Below are 19,606 nucleotides of genomic sequence, written 5' to 3'. Positions count from 1 at the left end.
GTTCAGTCCTTGGTGACCCGGTTGATTTCTTCAAGACTGGTGATGCCTTGCATGGCCTTGTGCAGTCCGGAGGTGCGCAGGTCGTCGAAGCCGTCGCGGCGCATCTGCAGGTCGATTTCCAGCGAATTGCCTTCGGCCATGATCAAGCGTTGCAGCTCCGGTGTGTTTTTCACCACTTCATAAATCCCCACGCGTCCTTTGTAACCGCCGTTGCAGTGATCGCAACCGACCGGCTCGTAGATCGTGAAATGGCCGATGCGTTCCTCGGGGAAGCCTTCCTTGAGTAAGGTTTCGCGCGGGATCTCGATGGCTTTTTTGCAGTGGCTGCACAGTTTGCGCGCCAGGCGCTGGGCGATGATCAGGCTGACCGAGGTAGCGATGTTGAAACCGGGAATACCCATGTTGTGCAGGCGCGTCAGGGTTTCCGCAGCGCTGTTGGTGTGCAGGGTCGAGAGCACCAGGTGACCGGTCTGCGCAGCCTTGATCGCAATCTCGGCAGTTTCCAGATCACGAATCTCGCCGACCATGATCACGTCCGGGTCCTGACGCAGAAACGAGCGCAGTGCCTGGGCAAAGTCGAGCCCTTGCTTGGGATTGACGTTGACCTGGTTGATGCCTTCCATGTTGATTTCCACCGGGTCTTCGGCGGTGGAGATATTGATGTCGACGGTGTTGAGGATGTTCAGGCCGGTATACAGCGAAACGGTTTTACCCGAACCGGTCGGCCCGGTGACCAGAATCATGCCCTGTGGCTGCTTGAGTGCGGCCATGTACAGGTCTTTCTGCTCTGGCTCATAGCCGAGCGCGTCGATACCGATCTGCGCGCTGGACGGGTCGAGAATCCGGATCACCACTTTTTCGCCCCACAGGGTCGGCAGCGTGTTGACCCGGAAATCGATCGACTTGCTTTTCGACAGGCGCATCTTGATCCGCCCGTCCTGAGGTTTGCGCCGTTCCGAAATATCCAGGCTGGCCATGACTTTCAGGCGTGCGGCGATGCGCCCGGCCAATTGAATCGGCGGTTTGGCAACCTCGCGCAGGATGCCGTCGGTGCGCACCCGCACCCGGTAGTTTTTTTCGTAAGGCTCGAAGTGCAAGTCGGAAGAGCCACTCTTGATCGCATCCAGCAACATCTTGTGCACGAAGCGCACCACCGGCGCATCGTCGGCGTCGAGCCCGCCGATGGCGTCCTGCTTGCTGTCGTCGACGGATTCGACATCGACCCCGTCGAGATCGACATCGGCCATGTCCTCCAGACCGCTGGTGTGGGTGTCGAAGAATTTCTCGATGGCATCGGTAAGTTTGTCGTCCTCGACCAGAATGGCTTCGGTGCTCAGCCCGGTACTGAACTGGATGTCGTTGATTGCTTGATGATTGCTCGGGTCGGAAATGCCCACGAACAGCTTGTTGCCGCGACGCCACAAGGGCATGGCGTGATGCTGACGCACGAGTTTTTCGCTGACCAGACCTTTGGGCTGGGTTTCCTTGTCCAGGCAGTTGAGATCAAGCAAGGCCATGCCGAAATGCTCGGAGGCGATCTCGGCGACCTGTGAGCTCTTGACCAGTTTGTTCTGCACCAGATAGCTGACCAGCGACAGACGATTGCGTTGGGCCTGTTGCCAAGCTTGCTGGGCGCTTTTTTCCGTGAGCAGTTCGGCCTGGACCAATTGCTTGGCCAGACCGCTCAGAGCGATGTCATTCATGGGGATTCCGCACGCTTGCCGTTCATGACTTATAGCCTAGTCAAGTGACAGCGCCAAACACGGCGGGTGCAGGTGACAAAAAGTGTCAGATAGTGCGGTTGCAGGTTGTAGGAATTGGCGTTGCAAGCGCTTCGCGCCCCAATGGGCGGGTCTTGAAGGCATTGGCATGGCCTATGCTGCGTCACTTTCAGATCATGAGATTTCGACTCATGCATGGAGCGTGTCTATGAAAAAACAACAAGGGTTTACGCTGATCGAACTGCTGATCGTGGTGGCAATCATCGGGATTCTGGCGACCATCGCCTTGCCGCAGTATTCCAAGTATCAGGCGCGGTCGAAGGTGACGGCGGGGCTGGCGGAAATCAGTGCGATGAAAGTGCCGTTTGAGGATGTGATCAATCAGGGCACCGATCCTACCAATACAAACGTGGCTGGCAGTGCAACTGTTTTAACCTCCAACTGCTCAGTGTCTGCAACAGGTACCGCATCTTCGGGTGCAGGTTCGATCGTCTGCACGATTAAAAATGCGCCAGGTCCGGTGCTGGATAAAACCATCACGCTTACTCGTTCCTCCGGAACCGGTGCGGGCGTATGGACTTGCGGTACGACCGTTGCACCGGACTATTCGCCAAAAGGATGTACTGCCAGCGGTACCTGAGTTGTTGATGGACTGCCAAATGCCCCGCAATGCGGGGCATTTTTCTTGGTTCACACTTCTAAAAAGCTTCAATAATTTCAGCGTCTTAGGAACTTTCCCAAAAACCGCAACTTGCATGCGAACATTGGCCAGTTCATGCAAATTGCATGATTTCGGAAATTGGTGATATCTGTAAGTTATTGATTATTAAGAATATTGTTCGTTCGAAAAAGTTGGCACAGCGTTCGCAACTACCTTGGTAACCCTGCTGACAAGACAACCAGCAGACTTTCCAGAAAAACAGGAGTTACTCGTATGAAGAAGTTCGCTATCACTGCCGCTGCTGCTACCGCGCTGACCCTGACCATGGCTTCCGGTGCATTCGCACAATCCACTCAGGCTACCCAGGCTCCAATGACTCTGGCTGCCGGTGAAGTCACCCAGGCTAAAGAAGCTACTTCCGACACTTGGATCACTACCAAAGTCAAAGCTGACCTGGTCACCGAAAAAGGCATTCCAGGTACTGACATCAAAGTAGAAACCAACAAAGGCGTTGTATCGCTTTCGTCGACTACTGCTGTAACTGAATCGCAGAAAGACGTTGCTGTTGCGATCGCTAAGAAAATCAAAGGCGTTAAAGCGGTCTCCGCTGACGGCCTGAAAGCCGAGTAAGGCATGACTTCTCGCCTGGACCGGGAGAAGACGCGACAGACGGGCCGAGCAATACGTCTGCCGCAACTTTAGAGTTCATGCGAACGGTCACACGGATGTGACCATTACGGGCCCCGGCACTTGTGTCGGGGCCTGTTCTATTTCAGGGACGAAAGAATCAAATGGCACCACAAAACAACTGTAGGAGTGAGCCTGCTCGCGATAGCGGTGTATCAGCCGATTAATGTGTTGACTGACACACCGCTATCGCGAGCAGGCTCACTCCTACAGGGGGGATCGGTTTCGGGTCAGTTACCGCGTTTGCTGTTGATCTGCCGCAGGCGATTGCCTTCGAAGCGCAGGTATTGGTACATGCCGTTGCTCGGTCCGTAGGTCCACTCCTCGACCTGAAACTCTTCGCGGCGATTGGCGCTGCGCTTGTAGCCCAACACATCACGGCTGACCGGCTCACCGCATTTCTGCAGGACTTCGCTGGGCCGGTCGCCAAGGCTGATCAATTGACTGCCGCAGCGCAGCGTATCGGACGCCGAGGCGTGACTGGCCGCGAGCGTCATTGCGAGCAAGGCCAGCCACTTTAGTTTCATCATTCGGCGTCCAGATGCATTTGCGTGACCACGCGGCCATCGCTTTCGGCCTCGCCCAGGTTGGCGTCGATGAAGTACACGCGGTCGTCTGCCAGTTGGCCTTTATCGACCAGATAATCCTTGATGCTGCTGGCACGGTCCTGACCCAGCTGACGCAGCAGCACATCGCTGCCACTCCAGAACTGGATCACGCCTTCACGCATCTTCGCCGTGCGTTCTTCCTTGCCCAGATCCTTCCATTCGGCTGGCGGCTGGGTTTTCAGACGGGTGCGGTAAATGCCTTCGAGCAGTGGACCTTTTTCGCTGTCTGGCACTTGCAGCAACGAAGCTTGGGCCGGGACTTTATCGCCGCGACGTTGGAGCATCTTGTAGTAGTTGTACTGGTATTCACGTTCCAGACGTTGCTCGGCGAGTAACGGGCCGTCACTGCTTTTGGCGGCAGTGCCTTCGATCTCTAGACGCAGTGCCGGACGCTCCTTCAGCGCTTGAGACAGTTTGATCAGCGCCGCTTCGGCATCCTTGCTCAACTCGCTGGAACCCGGAGCAAACGACACGGTGCCAAGGTCTTGCGAACTGCCACCACTGATCAGCCCGCCAATCATTTTGAAGGGTGCGGCAGCGGCTTTGACGATGAGATTGCGCAGGGTCTGCCAGACAATCGGCATCACGCTGAATTGCGGGTTGTTCAAGTCGCCGGTCACCGGCAACTCGATGGAGATCTTGCCGTCGACGTCCTTGAGCAAGGCAATCGCCAGTTTCAGTGGCAGGCTCACAGCATCCGGGCTGTCGACTTTCTCACCGAGCTGCAATTGCTCGACCACCACTTTGTTTTCGGCTTTTAGCTGGCCCTTGGTAATCAGGTAATGCAGGTCGAGGTTGAGCCGGCCCTTGCGGATGCGGTAACCGGCGAATTTGCCGGAGTAGGGCGTCAACGTGGTCAGCTCGACGCGTTTGAAACTGGTGGCGATGTCGAGGCTGGCCATCGGGTCGAACGGATTGACCGCGCCCTTGATGGTCACTGGAGCATAGCGATCGACCTTGCCTTTGATGTCGACGCTGGCCGGTTTCGCCTGACGGCTGTCGATGGTGCCGATCTGGCCGTTGAGCTGCTGCACGGCGGTGGCGAAGTTCGGCGTCAGGCTGAAGTCGGCGAAGTTGGCCGAACCGTCGTTGATGGCGATGCCGCCGATGTGAATGCCCAGCGGTTTCTCGTTGCTGGCCGGTTTCGCTGCTGCGCTTTTGGTGCCGCTGTCGGCGGGCTGCGGGATCAGCAGATCATCGATGTTGGTGGTGCGATCATCGTTGATCATGAACCGCACATACGGCTGGAACAGGTTGACCTTGTCAATCGACAGGCTGTCGCCGTGCTGATAGTTCAAGCCTTCGACCACCACCTGCTGCCACTTGAGGAAATCGCGGGTTTTCAGGGTGTCGAGGGTGTGCAGTTGATCGATCTGCGCGCGCCCGGTGACGCTTAGGGCCAGCGGCTCGGTGCTCTTGAGATTGACCTTGAGATCACTGCCGAGCATGCCGCTGCGCAGTTCCAGGCGAATGAATGGGTTGATGTAGGACTGCGCGACGCGCAGGTCGATGTCCTGGGTTTTTACATTGAGCTGGGCGTTGACCGGGGCGAGATTGACCGTGCCGTCAGCCGTGATCTTGCCTTGTTTGCCCACGCCGCTATCGAGCTTGAGCTTGAAGGGCGAGCCGTTGAGGCTGTCGAAATCCTGCAGATCGACATTCAGCGGGGTGATGTCCAGTGCTACTGCCGGTTTGGCCGAGCGGTCGGCCAGATGCACGGTGTAATTGCGCAATTGCACGTCTTTGAGCAGCACCTGCCACGGTTTGCTCGGCGCCGGTGGGGTTTTCGGCGAGTCGGCAGCTGCCGGTGTGTTCGCCGGTTCGGCAGCCGCTTTGGCAGCCGGTTTCGATGGCTGGCTGGCAAACAGTTTCTGCCAGTCGAGTTGGCCGTCGGCTTCGAGCGCCGCCCAGGTTTCCAGTTTGTTGCTGCGGATCTTGCCGACTACGACTTGTTGTTTGGCCAGATCCACCGAGGTCTCGCTGACGTCGAGGCGTTCAAGTTTCGCCAGTGGCCGCCCGTCCGGAGCCTTGATGGCGAATGGCGCGATGCTCACTGCGACATTGTTCAACTGCAGTTCGGTTTCTTTCGACAGATTGAGTTTGTATTCGCTGCTGAGGCTAATCACACCATCTTCGAGTACCAGCGGTACCGAGTCACGCACGTAGGGCCAGAACGCTTTCATCTTGCCGTCAGTGACTTTCAGGGTGCCTTCGGAGGTGAACGGGATCATGCTGAAATTGCCGCTCCAATCGATCCGGCCACCGGCGGGGCCGATGGCGACCAGGGTCATGTTGGCGCTGTCTTCGGGCAGGGTGCTGAGGTTTTTCAGCTCGAAGCTGAGGTCATCGTAGAGAAACTCGATGGGTTCGCTGGGGCGCACGTCCTCAAAGTGCACGACGCCGCCGGCCAGTTTGATGTTGTCGATGCGCAGTGGGAAGGGCTTGGCGTCCGGGTCGGCCGGTGTCGGCTCGCTGGCCGGGACATTGAACAGGCCGAGCAGGTTGAGCTTGCCGTCTTTGGCGAAAAGGATTTCGGTCTTTGGCTTGTCCAGCTCGATGTTCGCCAGATGCAGAGCTTTGGTCCACAGACTGTCGATTTGCAGGTCGGCGTACAGGCGATCGAAACCGACCTGCTCCTTGCCCGGCTCGCCGATCACCAGTCCCCACAAGGTAACTTCAAGGCTGAACGGGTTGAGCTCGATACGCTGGATATGCGCAGGCACCGTTGCGTAATTGGCCAGTTGTTGATTGGCCACACGCAGGGCGATGCCCGGCAAAATCAGAAACCCCAGCAGGCTGTAGAGGGCCAGAGCAGTCAACAAGGCGCCAATCGCGCGAATCAATCCTTTGGGCATGTGCGGCTTCATCTGTCTGAATCGGAGTGCCTTGGAGTATGGCACGCGATTCTGGTTCCGAAGTACCTCGCGTGGGGCAGGATTGTTCAGATTTGTCTCAAAACACAGAACCCCTGTGGGAGCTGGCTTGCCAGCGATGAGGGAATACCAGTCGACAACTTTGTTGACTGACCCACCGCAATCGCTGGCAAGCCAGCTCCCACAGGGTTGTTTATAGCTGGAGGATCAGGGTTTTCAGCGGCGGTTGCTGATCCATCGACGGGAAGTCGGCGCCTGGGGTCATCACGCTCCACTCACGCACCGGTCGCCCGGCCTTCTCGGCGCAGCGCAGCACTTGCTCGCGCCAGTCGTCCATGCTGACTTTCGCCAGATTGTTGCAGCAGATCAACACGCCATTGTCGGCGGTGGTCAGCAGGGCCGGTTTGAGCAGGCTCTGATAGTCGCGCAGCAGGTCGACGGTGCCGAATGCGCTCTTGGCCCAGGCGGGCGGGTCGAGCAGGACCAGATCATATTGGCGCTGATCGAGGCGCTGGTAGCTCGGCAGTTTCTGTCCCCGGCGCTGACTGATTGGCAGACCGGCGAGTTGCCGGATCGCCGGAAAGTAATCGGACTGAATGAACTGCATCTCGGGCAACTGCGGATTGAGCAGACCGTTTTCGCGACCGACCGCCAGATTACCCTCGGCGAAATCCAGGTTGCACACTTCGCGCGCGCCACCTGCGGCCGCACTGAGGCCAACGCCGCAGGTGTAGGCGAATAGGTTGAGCACGGATTTGCCTTGGGCGTGATCCTTGACCCAGCCACGGGTGTTGCGCAGGTCGAGGAACAGCAGCGGATCCTGTCCAGCATGGCGTCCGCGCACCCGGTAGTTGAGGCCCCATTCGTGGCCGACCAGATCGGCCAGTGCCGCGTCTTCAGCTTTGTAGACGCTGTCTTCCCGGTCGATGCGCGAGTTGCCACGGGAACGGTCGTTGTAAACCAGCAAGGTTTCCATCCCCAGGCTCTGATTAACCATGGCGTGCAGTTGCAGCAGGTCGTCACGCTCCAGCGTCTGGTGAAAGCTTTGCACCAGCAGTTGCGGGCCGTAGCGGTCGATGGTCAGGCCGCCGGCGCCTTCCTGGCTGCCGTGGAACAGCCGATAGCAATCGGTGCCCTGGCTGTGCAGCTCAGCGAGCAAGTCCTGGCGTTGATCGAGGGCGGCGCGCAGCGCCTGATTCAAGGAAGACATGCGGGCGCCTTGCTGGTGAGAATTGGGGCGCGGGAGTTTAGCAGCTTGGCGGGCAATCGAGTTGCGCCCTTCGCGAGCAGGCTCGCTCCCACATGGGAATGCATTCCAAATGTGGGAGCGAGCCTGCTCGCGAAGCTTTTAGGTCAGCAAACCCATTCGTCGTTTAGCCCGTTGCACCGAACCATTGCGCATCGCCCAGCGCAGCATCGGTGCGCTGCGCCGGACGCTGGCGCGAATCAATTGCCGTTGCAGCGAACTCTGTCGCACATCAAGCATGTCGCTGGCCCAGTCCGGCAACAGGTCGATACCGGCCTTCATCATCAGATCGCCAAACGGCCGGGCCAGAACACTCGGCGCCGGCGCGTCGAGCAGCAGGCGCAAGACTTCGCGGCTGCGCTCGTCGCACAGCAACTGCGGGCGCATGCGTTGCAGATACTCGGCCACGGCTTGCCGCGATTTCGGCACATCCCGCGCGCCCAAACGTTCAGCCACCACGGCGATTTCCGCGTAATAGCGATCCTGATCCATGCTTGACAACTGCGGGTTGCGATAGCGCAAATGCGCGGCAAGAAAGTTGCTGACTTCCGCCACATGCACCCAGGTCAGCAAATCCGGATCGCTGGCCGCGTAAGGTCGTCCGTCCGGCGCGGTGCCGACCACTTGCAGGTGAATGGTGCGCACTTTCTCGATCAGCCAGTCGGCGTCTTTTCTTGAGCCAAACGTAGTGCCGGAGACGAACTGACTGGTACGCCGCAAGCGCCCGAGCATGTCTTCACGAAAGTTCGAATGATCCCAGACCCCGGCCAGTGCCAGCGGATGCAAAGCTTGCAGCAACAGCGCGCTGATGCCGCCGATCAACATGCTGCTGAAATCGCCGTGCACCTGCCAGCTGATCGAATCCGGGCCGAACAGGCCGGGATCGCCCTTGGGGTTTTCCAGGTCGAGCTGACCGAGCGACAGCCCGGTCAGGCTCATGAGTTGCTGTTCGATACGGCTGCGGATGAATTCCATGAACACTCAGTGAAGAAGGGAGGGCGCGGCCGATGGACCGCGCCCGGGGTGTTACTGATTGAGGCGCTTGTCGATCAGGCCTTGCACCACACTCGGATCGGCCAGGGTCGAGGTATCACCGAGGCTGTCGAGTTCGTTGCAGGCGATCTTGCGCAAGATGCGCCGCATGATCTTGCCTGAACGGGTTTTCGGCAAGGCCGGCGCCCACTGGATCAGATCCGGTTTGGCGAAGCTGCCGATTTCCTTGCTGACGTGGGCCAGCAATTCTTTCTTCAACTCGTCATTGGGTTCGGTGCCGTTCATGGGTGTGACGAAGGCGTAGATGCCCTGACCTTTGACGTCGTGGGGGTAACCAACCACGGCGGCCTCGGCGATGCTGTCGTGCAATACCAGTGCGCTTTCCACTTCGGCGGTACCGATGCGGTGGCCGGAGACGTTGATCACGTCATCGATGCGCCCGGTTATCCAGTAATCGCCGTCCTCATCGCGGCGTGCGCCGTCGCCGGTGAAGTAGTAGCCGGGGTAGGGTTTGAAATAGGTGTCGACCATGCGCTGCGGGTCGCCATAGACGCTGCGGATCTGCGCTGGCCAACTCGACTTGATCGCCAGCACGCCACTGCCGGCGCCTTTGATTTCCTTGCCGTGCTCATCGAGCAGCACCGGTTGCACGCCGAACATCGGTTGCGTGGCGCAGCCAGGCTTGATTCGCTGGGCGCTGACCAGCGGGCTGAGCATGATGCCGCCGGTTTCGGTCTGCCACCAAGTGTCGACGATGGGGCAGCGCTGTTCTCCGACGACATTGAAATACCATTCCCACGCTTCCGGGTTGATCGGCTCACCGACGCTGCCGAGTAATCTGAGGCTGGCGCGCGAGGTTTCCTTCAACGGTTCGGCACCTTCACGCATCAACGCGCGCAGGGCGGTCGGCGCGGTGTAGAAGATGTTGACTTTGTGTTTGTCGATCACCTGCCAGAAACGTGAACTGCTCGGATAGCTCGGCACGCCTTCGAACATCAGCGTGGTCGCACCATTGGCCAGCGGGCCGTAGACGATGTAGCTGTGGCCGGTAACCCAGCCGACGTCAGCGGTGCACCAGAACACTTCGCCGTCGCGGTAATCGAGCACGTACTTGAAGGTCATCGCCGCTTGCAGCAGGTAGCCGCCGGTGGTGTGCAGCACGCCTTTGGGTTTGCCGGTGCTGCCGGAGGTGTAGAGGATGAACAGCGGGTCTTCGGCGTCCATTGGCTCCGGTGGGCAATCGTCGCTGACCTCGCGCACGGCCTGGTGATACCAGAGGTCGCGACCCTCGACCCAATCGACTTTGCCCTGGGTGCGTTCGACCACCACGACAGTACTGACGTCGGGGCAACTTTGCAGGGCTTTATCGACGTTCTGCTTCAGCGGCACGAACTTGCCACCGCGCACGCCTTCATCGGCGGTGATCACCGTGCGGCAGTCAGCATCAAGGATGCGGTCACGCAGGGAATCGGGGGAGAAACCGCCAAACACCACCGAATGGATTGCGCCGATTCGCGAACAGGCAAGCATGGCATATGCGGCCTCGGGGATCATTGGCATGTAGATGCACACCCGGTCGCCTTTCTTCACACCACGGCTTTTCAGCACGTTGGCCAGGCGGCAGACGTGGTGATGGAGTTTTTTATAAGTGATTTGCGCTGATTCTGCCGGGTCGTCGCCCTCCCAGAGCAGGGCGGTCTGATCGCCGCGCTTGTCCAGATGGCGGTCGATGCAGTTGTAGCTGACGTTCAGCTTCGCACCGACAAACCAGGCGGCTTCACCGGTTTTCAGGTCGTAGCGCTGAACGGTCTGCCACGGCGTGCTCCAGTCGAGGAACCGCGTGGCCTGTTCGGCCCAGAAGGTGCTGGGGTGTTCAATGGATTCGCGGTACAGGCGCCGATAGTCATCCTGACTCAATTGCGCAGCCCGGCGGACGGCATCGGCTTTGGGGAACGTGCTGATATCGAACATGACGGTTCCTTATTCTTGTTGTGCGACAAGAGGGGAGCTGTACGACCCTCGTAGGAGCTGCCGAAGGCTGCGATCTTTTGATCTTGTTTTTTAAGGTCAAGATCAAAAGATCGCAGCCTTCGGCAGCTCCTACAGGGATCGTGTACGCCACCGATTCTGCGATTAGCCCGGTGCCGTGGAACTGTCGATGTTGCAAGCTGTAGGGGCAGGCAAACCGCCCCTTCAGCCTATCACCCGCGGTGACGACCGCGGAAGTAGTTGATCAAGCCCTGAGTGGAAGGGTCATCAGCAGTGCTTTCATCGCTGCCGACCAGACGGTTGTAAACGCCTTTGCCCAGTTCCTTGCCCAGTTCCACGCCCCATTGGTCGAAGGCGTTGATGCCCCAGACCACGCTTTGCACGAACACTTTGTGTTCATACATCGCCACCAGTGCGCCGAGACGACGCGGGCTGATGCGCTCGACCACGAGGGTGTTGCTCGGACGGTTGCCCGGGATCACCTTGTGCGGCGCGAGCTTGTGCACTTCATCTTCGCTCATGCCCTTGTCGCGCAGTTCCTGCTCGGCTTCCGGCAAGGTCTTGCCGAGCATCAGCGCCTGGCTCTGCGACAGGCAGTTGGCGTACAGCCACTGGTGGTGGTCGGAGACCGGGTTGAAGCTGACGATCGGCACGATGAAATCGGCCGGAATCAACTGCGAACCTTGATGCAGCAACTGGTGGTAGGCGTGCTGACCGTTGCAGCCGACGCCGCCCCAGATCACCGGACCGGTATCGGTCGACACCGGCGTGCCGTCCTGACGCACGCTCTTGCCGTTGGATTCCATGTCCAGCTGTTGCAAGTGCTTGGTGATGTTACGCAGATAGTGGTCGTACGGCAGGATCGCGTGGCTTTGCGCGCCCCAGAAGTTGCCGTACCACACACCGAGCAGGGCCAGCAGCACCGGCATGTTCTGTTCGAACGGTGCGGTCTGGAAATGCTGGTCCATGGTGTAGGCGCCGGACAGCAGTTCCTTGAAGTTGGACATGCCGATGGCCAGGGCGATCGGCAAACCGATGGCCGACCACAGCGAATAACGACCGCCGACCCAATCCCACATCGGGAAGATGTTTTCTTCGCGGATACCGAACGCAACGGCCGCTGCGTTGTTGCTCGATACGGCGATGAAGTGACGATACAGCTCGGCTTCCGAACCGCCCTGCGCCAGGTACCAGGCACGAGCAGCCTGAGCGTTCTTCAGGGTTTCGAGGGTGTTGAACGACTTCGACGAAACGATGAACAGTGTGGTCTCGGCGCGCAGTTTCTGCGTCAGCTCGTGGAATTCGCTGCCGTCGATGTTCGCCAGATAATGGCAACGCACGCCTTTCTGCGCGTACGACAGCAGCGCTTCGGACACCAGCTCAGGGCCGAGGAACGAGCCACCGATGCCGATGTTCACCACATCAGTGATCGGCTTTTCGGTGTAACCACGCCACAGACCGTCGTGAATGCGGCCAACCAGATCGGTGATCTGGTTCAAGACCTTGTGGACTTCCGGCATCACGTTGACGCCATTGACCGACAGTTTGTCTCCTACCGGGCGGCGCAGGGCGGTGTGCAGCGCCGGGCGGCCTTCGGAGGTGTTGACGATTTCGCCGTCGAACAGCGCTTTGATCGCGCCCTTCAGATCGACTTCATTGGCCAGACCGACCAGCAGGTTGCGGGTCTGGGCGTTGATCAAATTCTTCGAATAATCGAGAAACAGTCCGCAGCTGCTGAGGGTGAATTGATTGAAGCGCTGCGGATCGGCGTTGAAGGCTTCGCGCATGCTGAAATCCTGCATGGCTTGGCGGTGGTCTTTCAACGCTTGCCAGGCGGGCAGAGCGGTAACGTCTTGAGGAGTGAGGTAATACGCCATCGCTGCGGTTTTCCTTTTTACTTGAACGGCCTTTTGAACACTGAACAGACCCGGCACGCCATGTTTGGGCATGGGATCAACTGCGTCGACACGATTTCTGGACACAGGGCGAATACAGTAAACCTCGCGCTGCGTTCTGTCTTGACTTTGTCTGACCAGATCCCTGTACTTTTTTAACATCGAGACCGGGAACTGGCCGACAAACGGAGGGGGCGGGGCGAAATCGGGATCAGGCGAGCTGAACCGGGATGGCGTTGCTGGTGTGGCTCAGTTCATTGCCCGGCGCCATGTAAAGCATGCGCGGCTTGAAATTGACCAGATCGGCTTCGCTGTAATGGGCGTAGGCACAAATGATTACGCGGTCGCCAACCTTGGCCTTGTGCGCAGCGGCGCCATTGACCGAGATCATCCGCGAACCTTCTTCGCCACGGATCGCGTAGGTGGTGAAACGCTCGCCGTTGTCGACGTTATAAATCTGGATCTGTTCGTATTCACGAATGCCGGACAAGTCCAGCCACTCACCATCGATGGCGCACGAACCTTCGTAATCGAGCACTGCATGAGTGACTTCGGCGCGGTGCAGTTTGGCCTTGAGCATGATCGCGTGCATGAGGGTTTTCCCGGGTTGGAATCGAACGGCGGGCAGTGTGCCCGAAGGCTTTAGGGGCGGCAATAAGGCTTGAAACGCAATTTTCATAACACCGAAAACCACTGTAGGAGTGAGCCTGCTCGCGATAGCGGTGTGTCATTCAACACTAATGCTGACTGACTCACCGCTATCGCGAGCAGGCTCACTCCTACAGGGGGTATTGCGGTGTTTTTAAGCGGGTTTATCGAGATTCAGGTGCAGGTTGTCGATCAACCGAGTAGTGCCAAGAAACGCCGCCACCAGAATCACCAGATCGCGATCCTCCGCCGTCGCCGGACGCAAGGTCAGTGCATGGCGTATTTCCAGGTAATCCGGACGCAGGCCCGCCGCTTCCAGCTGCTGTACCTGGGCACTGATCATTGCCGGGAAGTCGCGTTGGCCTTGCTTGATCGACTCGGCAATGTTGCTCAGCGAGCGATAGACCACCGGAGCCACCGCGCGCTGTTCCTCGTTGAGGAAGCCATTGCGCGATGACAGCGCCAGGCCATCGGCTGCACGCACGGTCGGTTCGCCAATGATCTGGATCGGCATGTTCAGGTCATGCACCAGCGCGCGGATCACCGCCAGTTGCTGGTAATCCTTCTGACCGAAAATCGCCAGATCCGGCTGGACCATGTTGAACAGTTTGCTGACGACGGTCGCCACACCCTCGAAATGCCCCGGACGGCTGGCGCCGCACAGGCCTTCGGACAACTGCGGCACGCTGACCCGAGTCTGTCCGGCCATGCCGTCGGGGTACATTTCTTCGACAGTCGGCGCGAAGAGGAGAGAACAACCGGCTTCGAGCAACTTCTCCTGATCCGCTGCCAACGTGCGCGGGTATTTATCGAGGTCTTCGCCGGCGCCGAACTGCAGCGGGTTGACGAAAATACTCGCGACCACGAAGTCCACACGTTGGGTGGCTTTGGTGATCAGTGCAACGTGACCGCTGTGCAGGTTGCCCATGGTCGGCACAAAGCCGATGCGCTTGCCTTCGCTGCGGGCGCGGGCTACGGCGGCGCGTAGTTCGCGTACGGTTTTAACGGTGTTCATGCAGAGAATCCGTGTTCGATGCCAGGGAACGTGGTGGCTTTGACTTCGTTGACGTAAGCCTTTAGCGCGGACTGGATGCTGTCCTGGCCGTGCATGAAGTTTTTGACAAATTTCGGCACGCGGCCGGTGATCGACAGGCCGAGCATGTCGTGCAGTACCAGGACCTGGCCGTCGGTGGCGTTACCGGCGCCGATGCCGATGACTGGAATCTTCACCGCCTGGCTGATTTCGGCAGCTAGTTCGCTTGGTACGCATTCGAGCAGCAGCATGGCGGCGCCGGCCTGTTCCAGCGAGATCGCATCGGCACGCATCTGCCGCGCCTGGTTCTCGTTGCGACCCTGCACTTTGTAGCCGCCGAGGATGTTCACCGCTTGTGGGGTCAGACCCATGTGCGCGCAAACCGGTACCCCGCGCTCGGCAAGCAGACGGATCGACTCGGCCAGCCACAACTGACCTTCGACCTTGACCATGTGCGCACCGGCCTGCATCAGCATGGCGCTGTTAGTCATGGTTTGTTCAAGGGTGGCGTTAGCCATAAAGGGCAGGTCGGCCAGAATCAGGGCATCAGTGTTGCCGCGTTTGACGCACGCGGTGTGGTAGGCCATTTCTGCGGTGGACACCGGCAAAGTGCTGTCGTGACCTTGCAGGACCATGCCGAGGGAGTCGCCCACCAGCAGCACTTCGACACCAGCTTCGTTGCAGGCGTGGGCGAAGGTCGCGTCATAGCAGGTCAGCATGGTGATCTTTTCACCTTTCTGCTTGAGGCTCTGGAGCGTGGTCAGGGTGATGGCTGGCATGTAAAAAATCCTCGTTCAGGCGCTCTGGAAACTACTGCGAGTAACGCGCGTGATTCTTCATCTACTCAGGCGCACGCTCTTTTGTCGTGCTTATAAGGCCTGGATTGCGCCCGTATGTGCCGGGTTGGCGGCAGCGGGACGCCTATAGTCGTGATGAGCCAACAGGAAGTCAATTGCGTGTGTTACCGCATTGTTACGAGGGGAGTGTTACCGGCGTTACTGATGCGATTCAGCGCTGCGGCGGGGCTGATTTGCGGGGTTTTTGTCGGACAATAAATCTGGATGTGGCGCAATCCCTGTGGGAGTGAGCCTGCTCGCGATAGCGTTCTGTCAGCTAAAGATTTATTGGCTGATCCACCGCTATCGCGAGCAGGCTCACTCCTACAAAGGGCGGATTTATGTCAGGCGTGGGGGAGGCGTTCCAGGCCGACGAACGGGCAGGCTGCCAGCAGCTCGGACAAGGTACGGCCATCGGCCAGACGCAGATCTTGCGGCGCCAGTTCGGCAAGGGGATAGAGCACGAACGCACGTTCCTGAATCTGATAATGCGGGACTTTCAGGCGCGGTTCGTCGATCAGTCGATCACCGAACAGCAGAATATCCAGGTCCAACGTGCGCGGGCCCCAGCGCTCCAGGCGCTCGCGGCCCTGATCATTCTCGATGGCTTGCAGCGCGTCGAGCAGTTCAATCGGCGCAAGATCGCTGTCGAGAGCAGCGACCGCGTTGGTGTACCGCGGTTGGCCTGGCAGCAACGAGTCGCTTTGATAGAAGGCGGAAACGCCCGCGAGTGTGGTCTGCGGCAATTGCCCAAGCGCTTCGACGGCGCTGCGTAACTGTTCGGCCGGGTCAGCGAGGTTGCTGCCCATGCCGATGTAGATGCGTTCCATGCCTTTATTCGCCTGTAGCGCTCGGGGCGCCGGCGCGTTTGCGCTTGGAGCCGCCGCTGCGGCGACGTTTACGTGGCGCGCCGCTAGCGTCATCGCCCTTGCCGCTGAGGTCGCGGATCATGTCGCGACGTTCGCTGTCGTTGGCGTCCTGATAATCAGTCCACCATTCGCCCAGGCCGTCCGTTTCTTCGCCCGCGCTTTCACGCAGCAGGAGGAAGTCGTAACCGGCGCGGAAACGCGGATTGTCCAGCAACAGGTCGGCACGTTTGCCGCTGCGGCGTGGCAGACGCTCCTGCATGTCCCAGATCTCGCGGATCGGCATGGTGAAACGTTTCGGAATCGCGATGCGCTGGCACTGTTCGGCGATCAGCTCGTGGGCGCCTTCCTGCATCGCCGGGATCGGCGGCATGCCACGTTCCTGCAAGCGCAACACGCGAGCCGGCAGGGCAGGCCACAGCAGCGCGGCAAACAGGAACGCCGGGGTCACCGGTTTGTTCTGCTTGATGCGCAGGTCAGTGTTGGTCAGCGCTTCGCTGATCAGTGTGTGGGTGTATTCCGGGTTGTGTTCCAGCGCATCGGCACTGGCCGGGAACAGCGGGGCGAACAGTTGTAGATCGACCAGCATTTCGAAGGTGATTGCGCCGTGTCCCGAAAGGAACAGCTTGAGCACTTCTTCGAACAGGCGTGCCGACGGGATCTCGCGCAGCATCGGCGCCAATTCACGGATCGGTTGCACGGTGTGCTTTTCGATGCCGAAGTTGAGCTTGGCGGCAAAACGCACGGCGCGCAGCATGCGCACCGGGTCTTCCTGGTAGCGCTGCTTCGGATCACCGATCAGACGGATCAGGTGATTGCGGATGTCGTGTACGCCATTGGCGTAATCGAGGATGCGCTCACTGACCGGATCGTAATACAGGGCGTTGATGGTGAAGTCGCGGCGTTGCGCGTCTTCTTCCAGGGTGCCGTAAACGTTGTCGCGCAGAATGCGCCCGCTCTCGTTACGCGAAGACTGGTTGCTGTCTTCGTCATCTTCGTTGACCGGGTGATTGGCGCGGAAGGTCGCGACTTCGATGATTTCGCGACCGAAATGGATGTGCACCAGTTTGAAGCGACGGCCAATGATCCGCGCATTGCGGAATTCGGCACGGACTTGCTCGGGGGTGGCGCTGGTGGCGACGTCGAAATCCTTGGGCGTGATGCCCAGCAGCATGTCACGCACGCAACCGCCGACCAGATAAGCCTGGTAACCGGCACCTTGCAGGCGTTCGACAATATTCACCGCATAGCGGCTGAATTGCGTTTTCTGCAGCGAATGTTGACCGCTGTTGAGCACTTCAGGGGTGCTGCGGATGTGTTGCGTACGACGCACGGGAGTTCGGAATGACTGGAACAACTTCTTCAGCATGGGATGCACTGTTTGAAGGAATGTTCGGCCATACCAAAGAATGACCGCATGATGGGCGCAGATTCTAGCATTTAGTCGGGGGATGGTGTAGGACACGGCCGATTTGAGCTGCAAGCCGCAGGCTACAGGCATCGCGCGCGAATAAAATGGAGGATTTTACCAGGGAGGAGAAACTACAAGGGGAGCCGAAGCTCCCCAAGAAGTAGTTGCGTGCTCTTTTTATTATTGATTCGGGCTTCTTGTTTTTGTTGAGTGCCCTCGCCACGAAGTGTGTCCTTCGTGACCCTCCCAATCGGGAGCCAAGAGCAAACGGATTGCTTTGGTCGCTGAATTGCAGTGATCTCTCGATCCAACCAGTACAGGCTCTGTCTTAGGACAGTTTTTGTTGTTCTCGGCCTGGTCGTGGGGCAAGCCCCAAATACAACGCCTCTCCAAAAGAATCAGTTAGCTGCGCCTCTCGCCGTCTTGTTTTTATTGTGCGTGAGTCGATTCGTCTTATTTTTATTGTCTTGTGCATTGCTTGTTATTGTTCTTGTACCAAACATATAGCAGGGGGCGTGCCAACTTTTGCGAAGCCCAATAAAACAAGGGGTTAGGTCGATATAACCGTTTTGTCGGGGCGAAAAAAAGCCGGGGTTTCGTTACCGATAACCCCGGCTTCTGTTACGTGAATCGACTGAGGTAACAGTTTTTTCACATCTTCAAGCGTTACCCGCACACTCGACAGGTAACGTTCAGCTCTCGCTGGCGACCCCGGTCTTGCGCCGTGGGATGCCTAGACGCTGACGGCGCTCCCACAGACATTTACGGCTGACGCCCAGTTTGCGCGCCAGTTCGGTCTCGGTCATGTGGTCCTGGTGCTCGAGAACGAAGTGCTGGAAGTAGTCTTCCAGCGACAGGTCTTCGGTCGGCTCATGGCTGCTGTTGCTGGCGTTACCCGCCGTTTGTGGCGGCAGACCGATGAACTCGTCGTCTTCCAGATCGCTCAGTTCGATGTCGATGCCCAGCAGATCGGCGGAGATTTCCGGGCTCTCGCTCAGAATCACTGCGCGCTCGACCGCGTTCTCCAGCTCACGTACGTTACCCGGCCAGGAATAATGACGGATCGCCTGTTCGGCATCCGCGGCAAACTTCAGGTCGGTACGGTTGATGCGTGCGCTCTGACGAGCGAGGAAGGCAGTAGCGATTTCGTTGACGTCAGCGCCGCGCTCGCGCAGGGCCGGTAGTTTCAGTGCGATCACGTGCAGACGGTAATAAAGGTCTTCACGGAACTGGCCGATTTTCGCCAGGCTCTTGAGATCCCGGTGAGTGGCCGCGATCAGGCGTACATCGACCTTCTGCGACTGCACCGAGCCAACACGGCGAATTTCGCCTTCCTGCAACACACGCAGCAGGCGAGCCTGAGCTTCCAGCGGCAGTTCGCCGATTTCGTCGAGGAACAAGGTGCCGCCGTCCGCCGCTTCGACCAGACCGGCACGCCCGGCGCTGGCGCCGGTGAATGCGCCTTTCTCGTGGCCGAACAGTTCGGACTCGATCAGGCTTTCCGGAATGGCTGCGCAGTTCACCGAGATCATCGGCGCCTTGGCGCGTTTCGACAGGTTGTGCAGCGCGCGGGCCACCAGTTCTTTACCGGTGCCGGACTCGCCCTGGATCAACACATTGGAATCGGTCGGCGCGACTTTACGGATCTTGCTGTACAGATCCTGCATCGGTGGGCAGGAACCGATGATGCCGATTTCACCGTTACTGTTGTCAACGGCGGATTTGCCGCTGCCATTGGTCGGTTTGCTGGCAACCGCTTCGCCGGCCGCCGGTGCCGATTGGCGATCACGCAGGATCCGTGCGACAGCCTGAAGCATTTCATCGTGGTCGAAAGGCTTGGCGATGTAATCCACCGCGCCCATCTTCATCGAGTCGACCGCCGAGCGCAGGCTGGCGTAACTGGTCATGATCAGCACCGGCGTGCCCTGGCCGAGCTTGATCAGCTCGGTGCCCGGAGCGCCCGGCAAACGCAGATCGCTGACGATCAGATCGAACGTAGGAATGGTGAAGCGTTCTTGTGCTTCCTGCACTGAACCGGCTTCGCTGACCTGGTACTGGTTGCGTTCCAGCAGGCGGCGCAAGGCGGAGCGGATAATTGTTTCGTCTTCGACGATCAAAATGTGCGGCATTGATTCGATA

The 19,606-nt window shown here is 58.8% G+C and carries 15 protein-coding genes; 2 read left to right on the top strand and 13 right to left on the bottom strand.

Features of this window, described 5'->3' with window-relative positions; translation table 11 throughout:
• Positions 1-2: 2 nt before the first annotated feature.
• Positions 3-1,703 (bottom strand): type IV-A pilus assembly ATPase PilB, encoded by a 1,701-nt coding sequence (pilB, locus tag CKW14_RS13230; protein ID WP_095048681.1) that lies wholly within the window; start codon positions 1,701-1,703, stop codon positions 3-5.
• Positions 1,704-1,929: 226 nt separating this feature from the next.
• Between pilB and CKW14_RS13225 the strand changes: the two genes are divergently transcribed.
• Positions 1,930-2,361, top strand: a complete 432-nt coding sequence (locus CKW14_RS13225) for a pilin (protein WP_095048680.1) — start codon at positions 1,930-1,932, stop codon at positions 2,359-2,361.
• Between the two features lie 294 nt (positions 2,362-2,655).
• On the top strand, positions 2,656-3,012 hold the full coding sequence (locus CKW14_RS13220) for a BON domain-containing protein (protein ID WP_047600285.1): 357 nt from the start codon (positions 2,656-2,658) through the stop codon (positions 3,010-3,012).
• Positions 3,013-3,299: 287 nt separating this feature from the next.
• On the opposite strand, the gene CKW14_RS13215 is transcribed toward CKW14_RS13220, so the two are convergent.
• The 12 genes from CKW14_RS13215 to CKW14_RS13155 form a co-directional block, all read right to left on the bottom strand.
• The gene (locus tag CKW14_RS13215; RefSeq protein ID WP_095125451.1) at positions 3,300-3,596 is read right to left on the bottom strand and encodes a DUF2845 domain-containing protein; all 297 of its coding nucleotides are present in this window, start codon (positions 3,594-3,596) and stop codon (positions 3,300-3,302) included.
• Complete coding sequence (locus CKW14_RS13210) at positions 3,596-6,544, bottom strand: DUF748 domain-containing protein (RefSeq protein ID WP_095125450.1); 2,949 nt, start codon at positions 6,542-6,544, stop codon at positions 3,596-3,598. Before CKW14_RS13210 ends, CKW14_RS13215 begins: the two co-directional genes overlap by 1 nt.
• Before the next feature lie 199 nt (positions 6,545-6,743).
• Complete coding sequence (locus CKW14_RS13205; protein ID WP_095048677.1) at positions 6,744-7,760, bottom strand: class I SAM-dependent rRNA methyltransferase; 1,017 nt, start codon at positions 7,758-7,760, stop codon at positions 6,744-6,746.
• 138 nt (positions 7,761-7,898) lie between these two features.
• On the bottom strand, positions 7,899-8,771 hold the full coding sequence (locus CKW14_RS13200) for an oxygenase MpaB family protein (RefSeq protein ID WP_095125449.1): 873 nt from the start codon (positions 8,769-8,771) through the stop codon (positions 7,899-7,901).
• Positions 8,772-8,822: 51 nt separating this feature from the next.
• Entirely contained in the window at positions 8,823-10,760 is a 1,938-nt protein-coding gene (acs, locus tag CKW14_RS13195; RefSeq protein WP_095048675.1) for an acetate--CoA ligase, read from the bottom strand.
• A 230-nt stretch (positions 10,761-10,990) separates the two neighbouring features.
• On the bottom strand, positions 10,991-12,655 hold the full coding sequence (gene pgi / locus CKW14_RS13190) for a glucose-6-phosphate isomerase (protein WP_095048674.1): 1,665 nt from the start codon (positions 12,653-12,655) through the stop codon (positions 10,991-10,993).
• A 229-nt stretch (positions 12,656-12,884) separates the two neighbouring features.
• Positions 12,885-13,265 carry an aspartate 1-decarboxylase gene (gene panD, locus CKW14_RS13185; RefSeq protein ID WP_095048673.1) on the bottom strand — a complete coding sequence of 127 codons (381 nt, stop codon included), beginning with the start codon at positions 13,263-13,265 and terminating at the stop codon, positions 12,885-12,887.
• Between the two features lie 210 nt (positions 13,266-13,475).
• Positions 13,476-14,336, bottom strand: a complete 861-nt coding sequence (panC, locus tag CKW14_RS13180; protein WP_095125448.1) for a pantoate--beta-alanine ligase — start codon at positions 14,334-14,336, stop codon at positions 13,476-13,478.
• Positions 14,333-15,133 (bottom strand): 3-methyl-2-oxobutanoate hydroxymethyltransferase, encoded by an 801-nt coding sequence (gene panB / locus CKW14_RS13175; RefSeq protein WP_095048671.1) that lies wholly within the window; start codon positions 15,131-15,133, stop codon positions 14,333-14,335. The genes panC and panB overlap by 4 nt, the downstream gene beginning before the upstream one ends.
• Positions 15,134-15,534: 401 nt before the next feature.
• Positions 15,535-16,020, bottom strand: a complete 486-nt coding sequence (gene folK / locus CKW14_RS13170) for a 2-amino-4-hydroxy-6-hydroxymethyldihydropteridine diphosphokinase (protein ID WP_095125447.1) — start codon at positions 16,018-16,020, stop codon at positions 15,535-15,537.
• A 4-nt stretch (positions 16,021-16,024) separates the two neighbouring features.
• Positions 16,025-17,425 (bottom strand): polynucleotide adenylyltransferase PcnB, encoded by a 1,401-nt coding sequence (locus CKW14_RS13165; RefSeq protein WP_095048669.1) that lies wholly within the window; start codon positions 17,423-17,425, stop codon positions 16,025-16,027.
• A 734-nt stretch (positions 17,426-18,159) separates the two neighbouring features.
• Complete coding sequence (locus tag CKW14_RS13155; protein WP_095125446.1) at positions 18,160-19,596, bottom strand: sigma-54 dependent transcriptional regulator; 1,437 nt, start codon at positions 19,594-19,596, stop codon at positions 18,160-18,162.
• Positions 19,597-19,606 lie beyond the last annotated feature (10 nt).

The organism is Pseudomonas sp. Irchel s3a12, assembly GCF_900187485.1.
Lineage (GTDB): Bacteria > Pseudomonadota > Gammaproteobacteria > Pseudomonadales > Pseudomonadaceae > Aquipseudomonas > Aquipseudomonas neuropathica.
This window is presented reverse-complemented; position numbering and strand designations above follow the sequence as displayed.

Coding starts and splice junctions, on each gene's coding strand:
- acs (WP_095048675.1), bottom strand. CDS start 10,760: ATGTTCGATATCAGCACGTTCCCCAAAGCCGATGCCGTCCGCCGGGCT.
- pgi (WP_095048674.1), bottom strand. CDS start 12,655: ATGGCGTATTACCTCACTCCTCAAGACGTTACCGCTCTGCCCGCCTGG.
- folK (WP_095125447.1), bottom strand. CDS start 16,020: ATGGAACGCATCTACATCGGCATGGGCAGCAACCTCGCTGACCCGGCC.
- CKW14_RS13155 (WP_095125446.1), bottom strand. CDS start 19,596: ATGCCGCACATTTTGATCGTCGAAGACGAAACAATTATCCGCTCCGCC.
- panB (WP_095048671.1), bottom strand. CDS start 15,133: ATGCCAGCCATCACCCTGACCACGCTCCAGAGCCTCAAGCAGAAAGGT.
- panD (WP_095048673.1), bottom strand. CDS start 13,265: ATGCACGCGATCATGCTCAAGGCCAAACTGCACCGCGCCGAAGTCACT.
- panC (WP_095125448.1), bottom strand. CDS start 14,336: ATGAACACCGTTAAAACCGTACGCGAACTACGCGCCGCCGTAGCCCGC.
- CKW14_RS13165 (WP_095048669.1), bottom strand. CDS start 17,425: ATGCTGAAGAAGTTGTTCCAGTCATTCCGAACTCCCGTGCGTCGTACG.
- CKW14_RS13225 (WP_095048680.1), top strand. CDS start 1,930: ATGAAAAAACAACAAGGGTTTACGCTGATCGAACTGCTGATCGTGGTG.
- CKW14_RS13200 (WP_095125449.1), bottom strand. CDS start 8,771: ATGGAATTCATCCGCAGCCGTATCGAACAGCAACTCATGAGCCTGACC.
- pilB (WP_095048681.1), bottom strand. CDS start 1,703: ATGAATGACATCGCTCTGAGCGGTCTGGCCAAGCAATTGGTCCAGGCC.
- CKW14_RS13205 (WP_095048677.1), bottom strand. CDS start 7,760: ATGTCTTCCTTGAATCAGGCGCTGCGCGCCGCCCTCGATCAACGCCAG.
- CKW14_RS13210 (WP_095125450.1), bottom strand. CDS start 6,544: ATGAAGCCGCACATGCCCAAAGGATTGATTCGCGCGATTGGCGCCTTG.
- CKW14_RS13215 (WP_095125451.1), bottom strand. CDS start 3,596: ATGAAACTAAAGTGGCTGGCCTTGCTCGCAATGACGCTCGCGGCCAGT.
- CKW14_RS13220 (WP_047600285.1), top strand. CDS start 2,656: ATGAAGAAGTTCGCTATCACTGCCGCTGCTGCTACCGCGCTGACCCTG.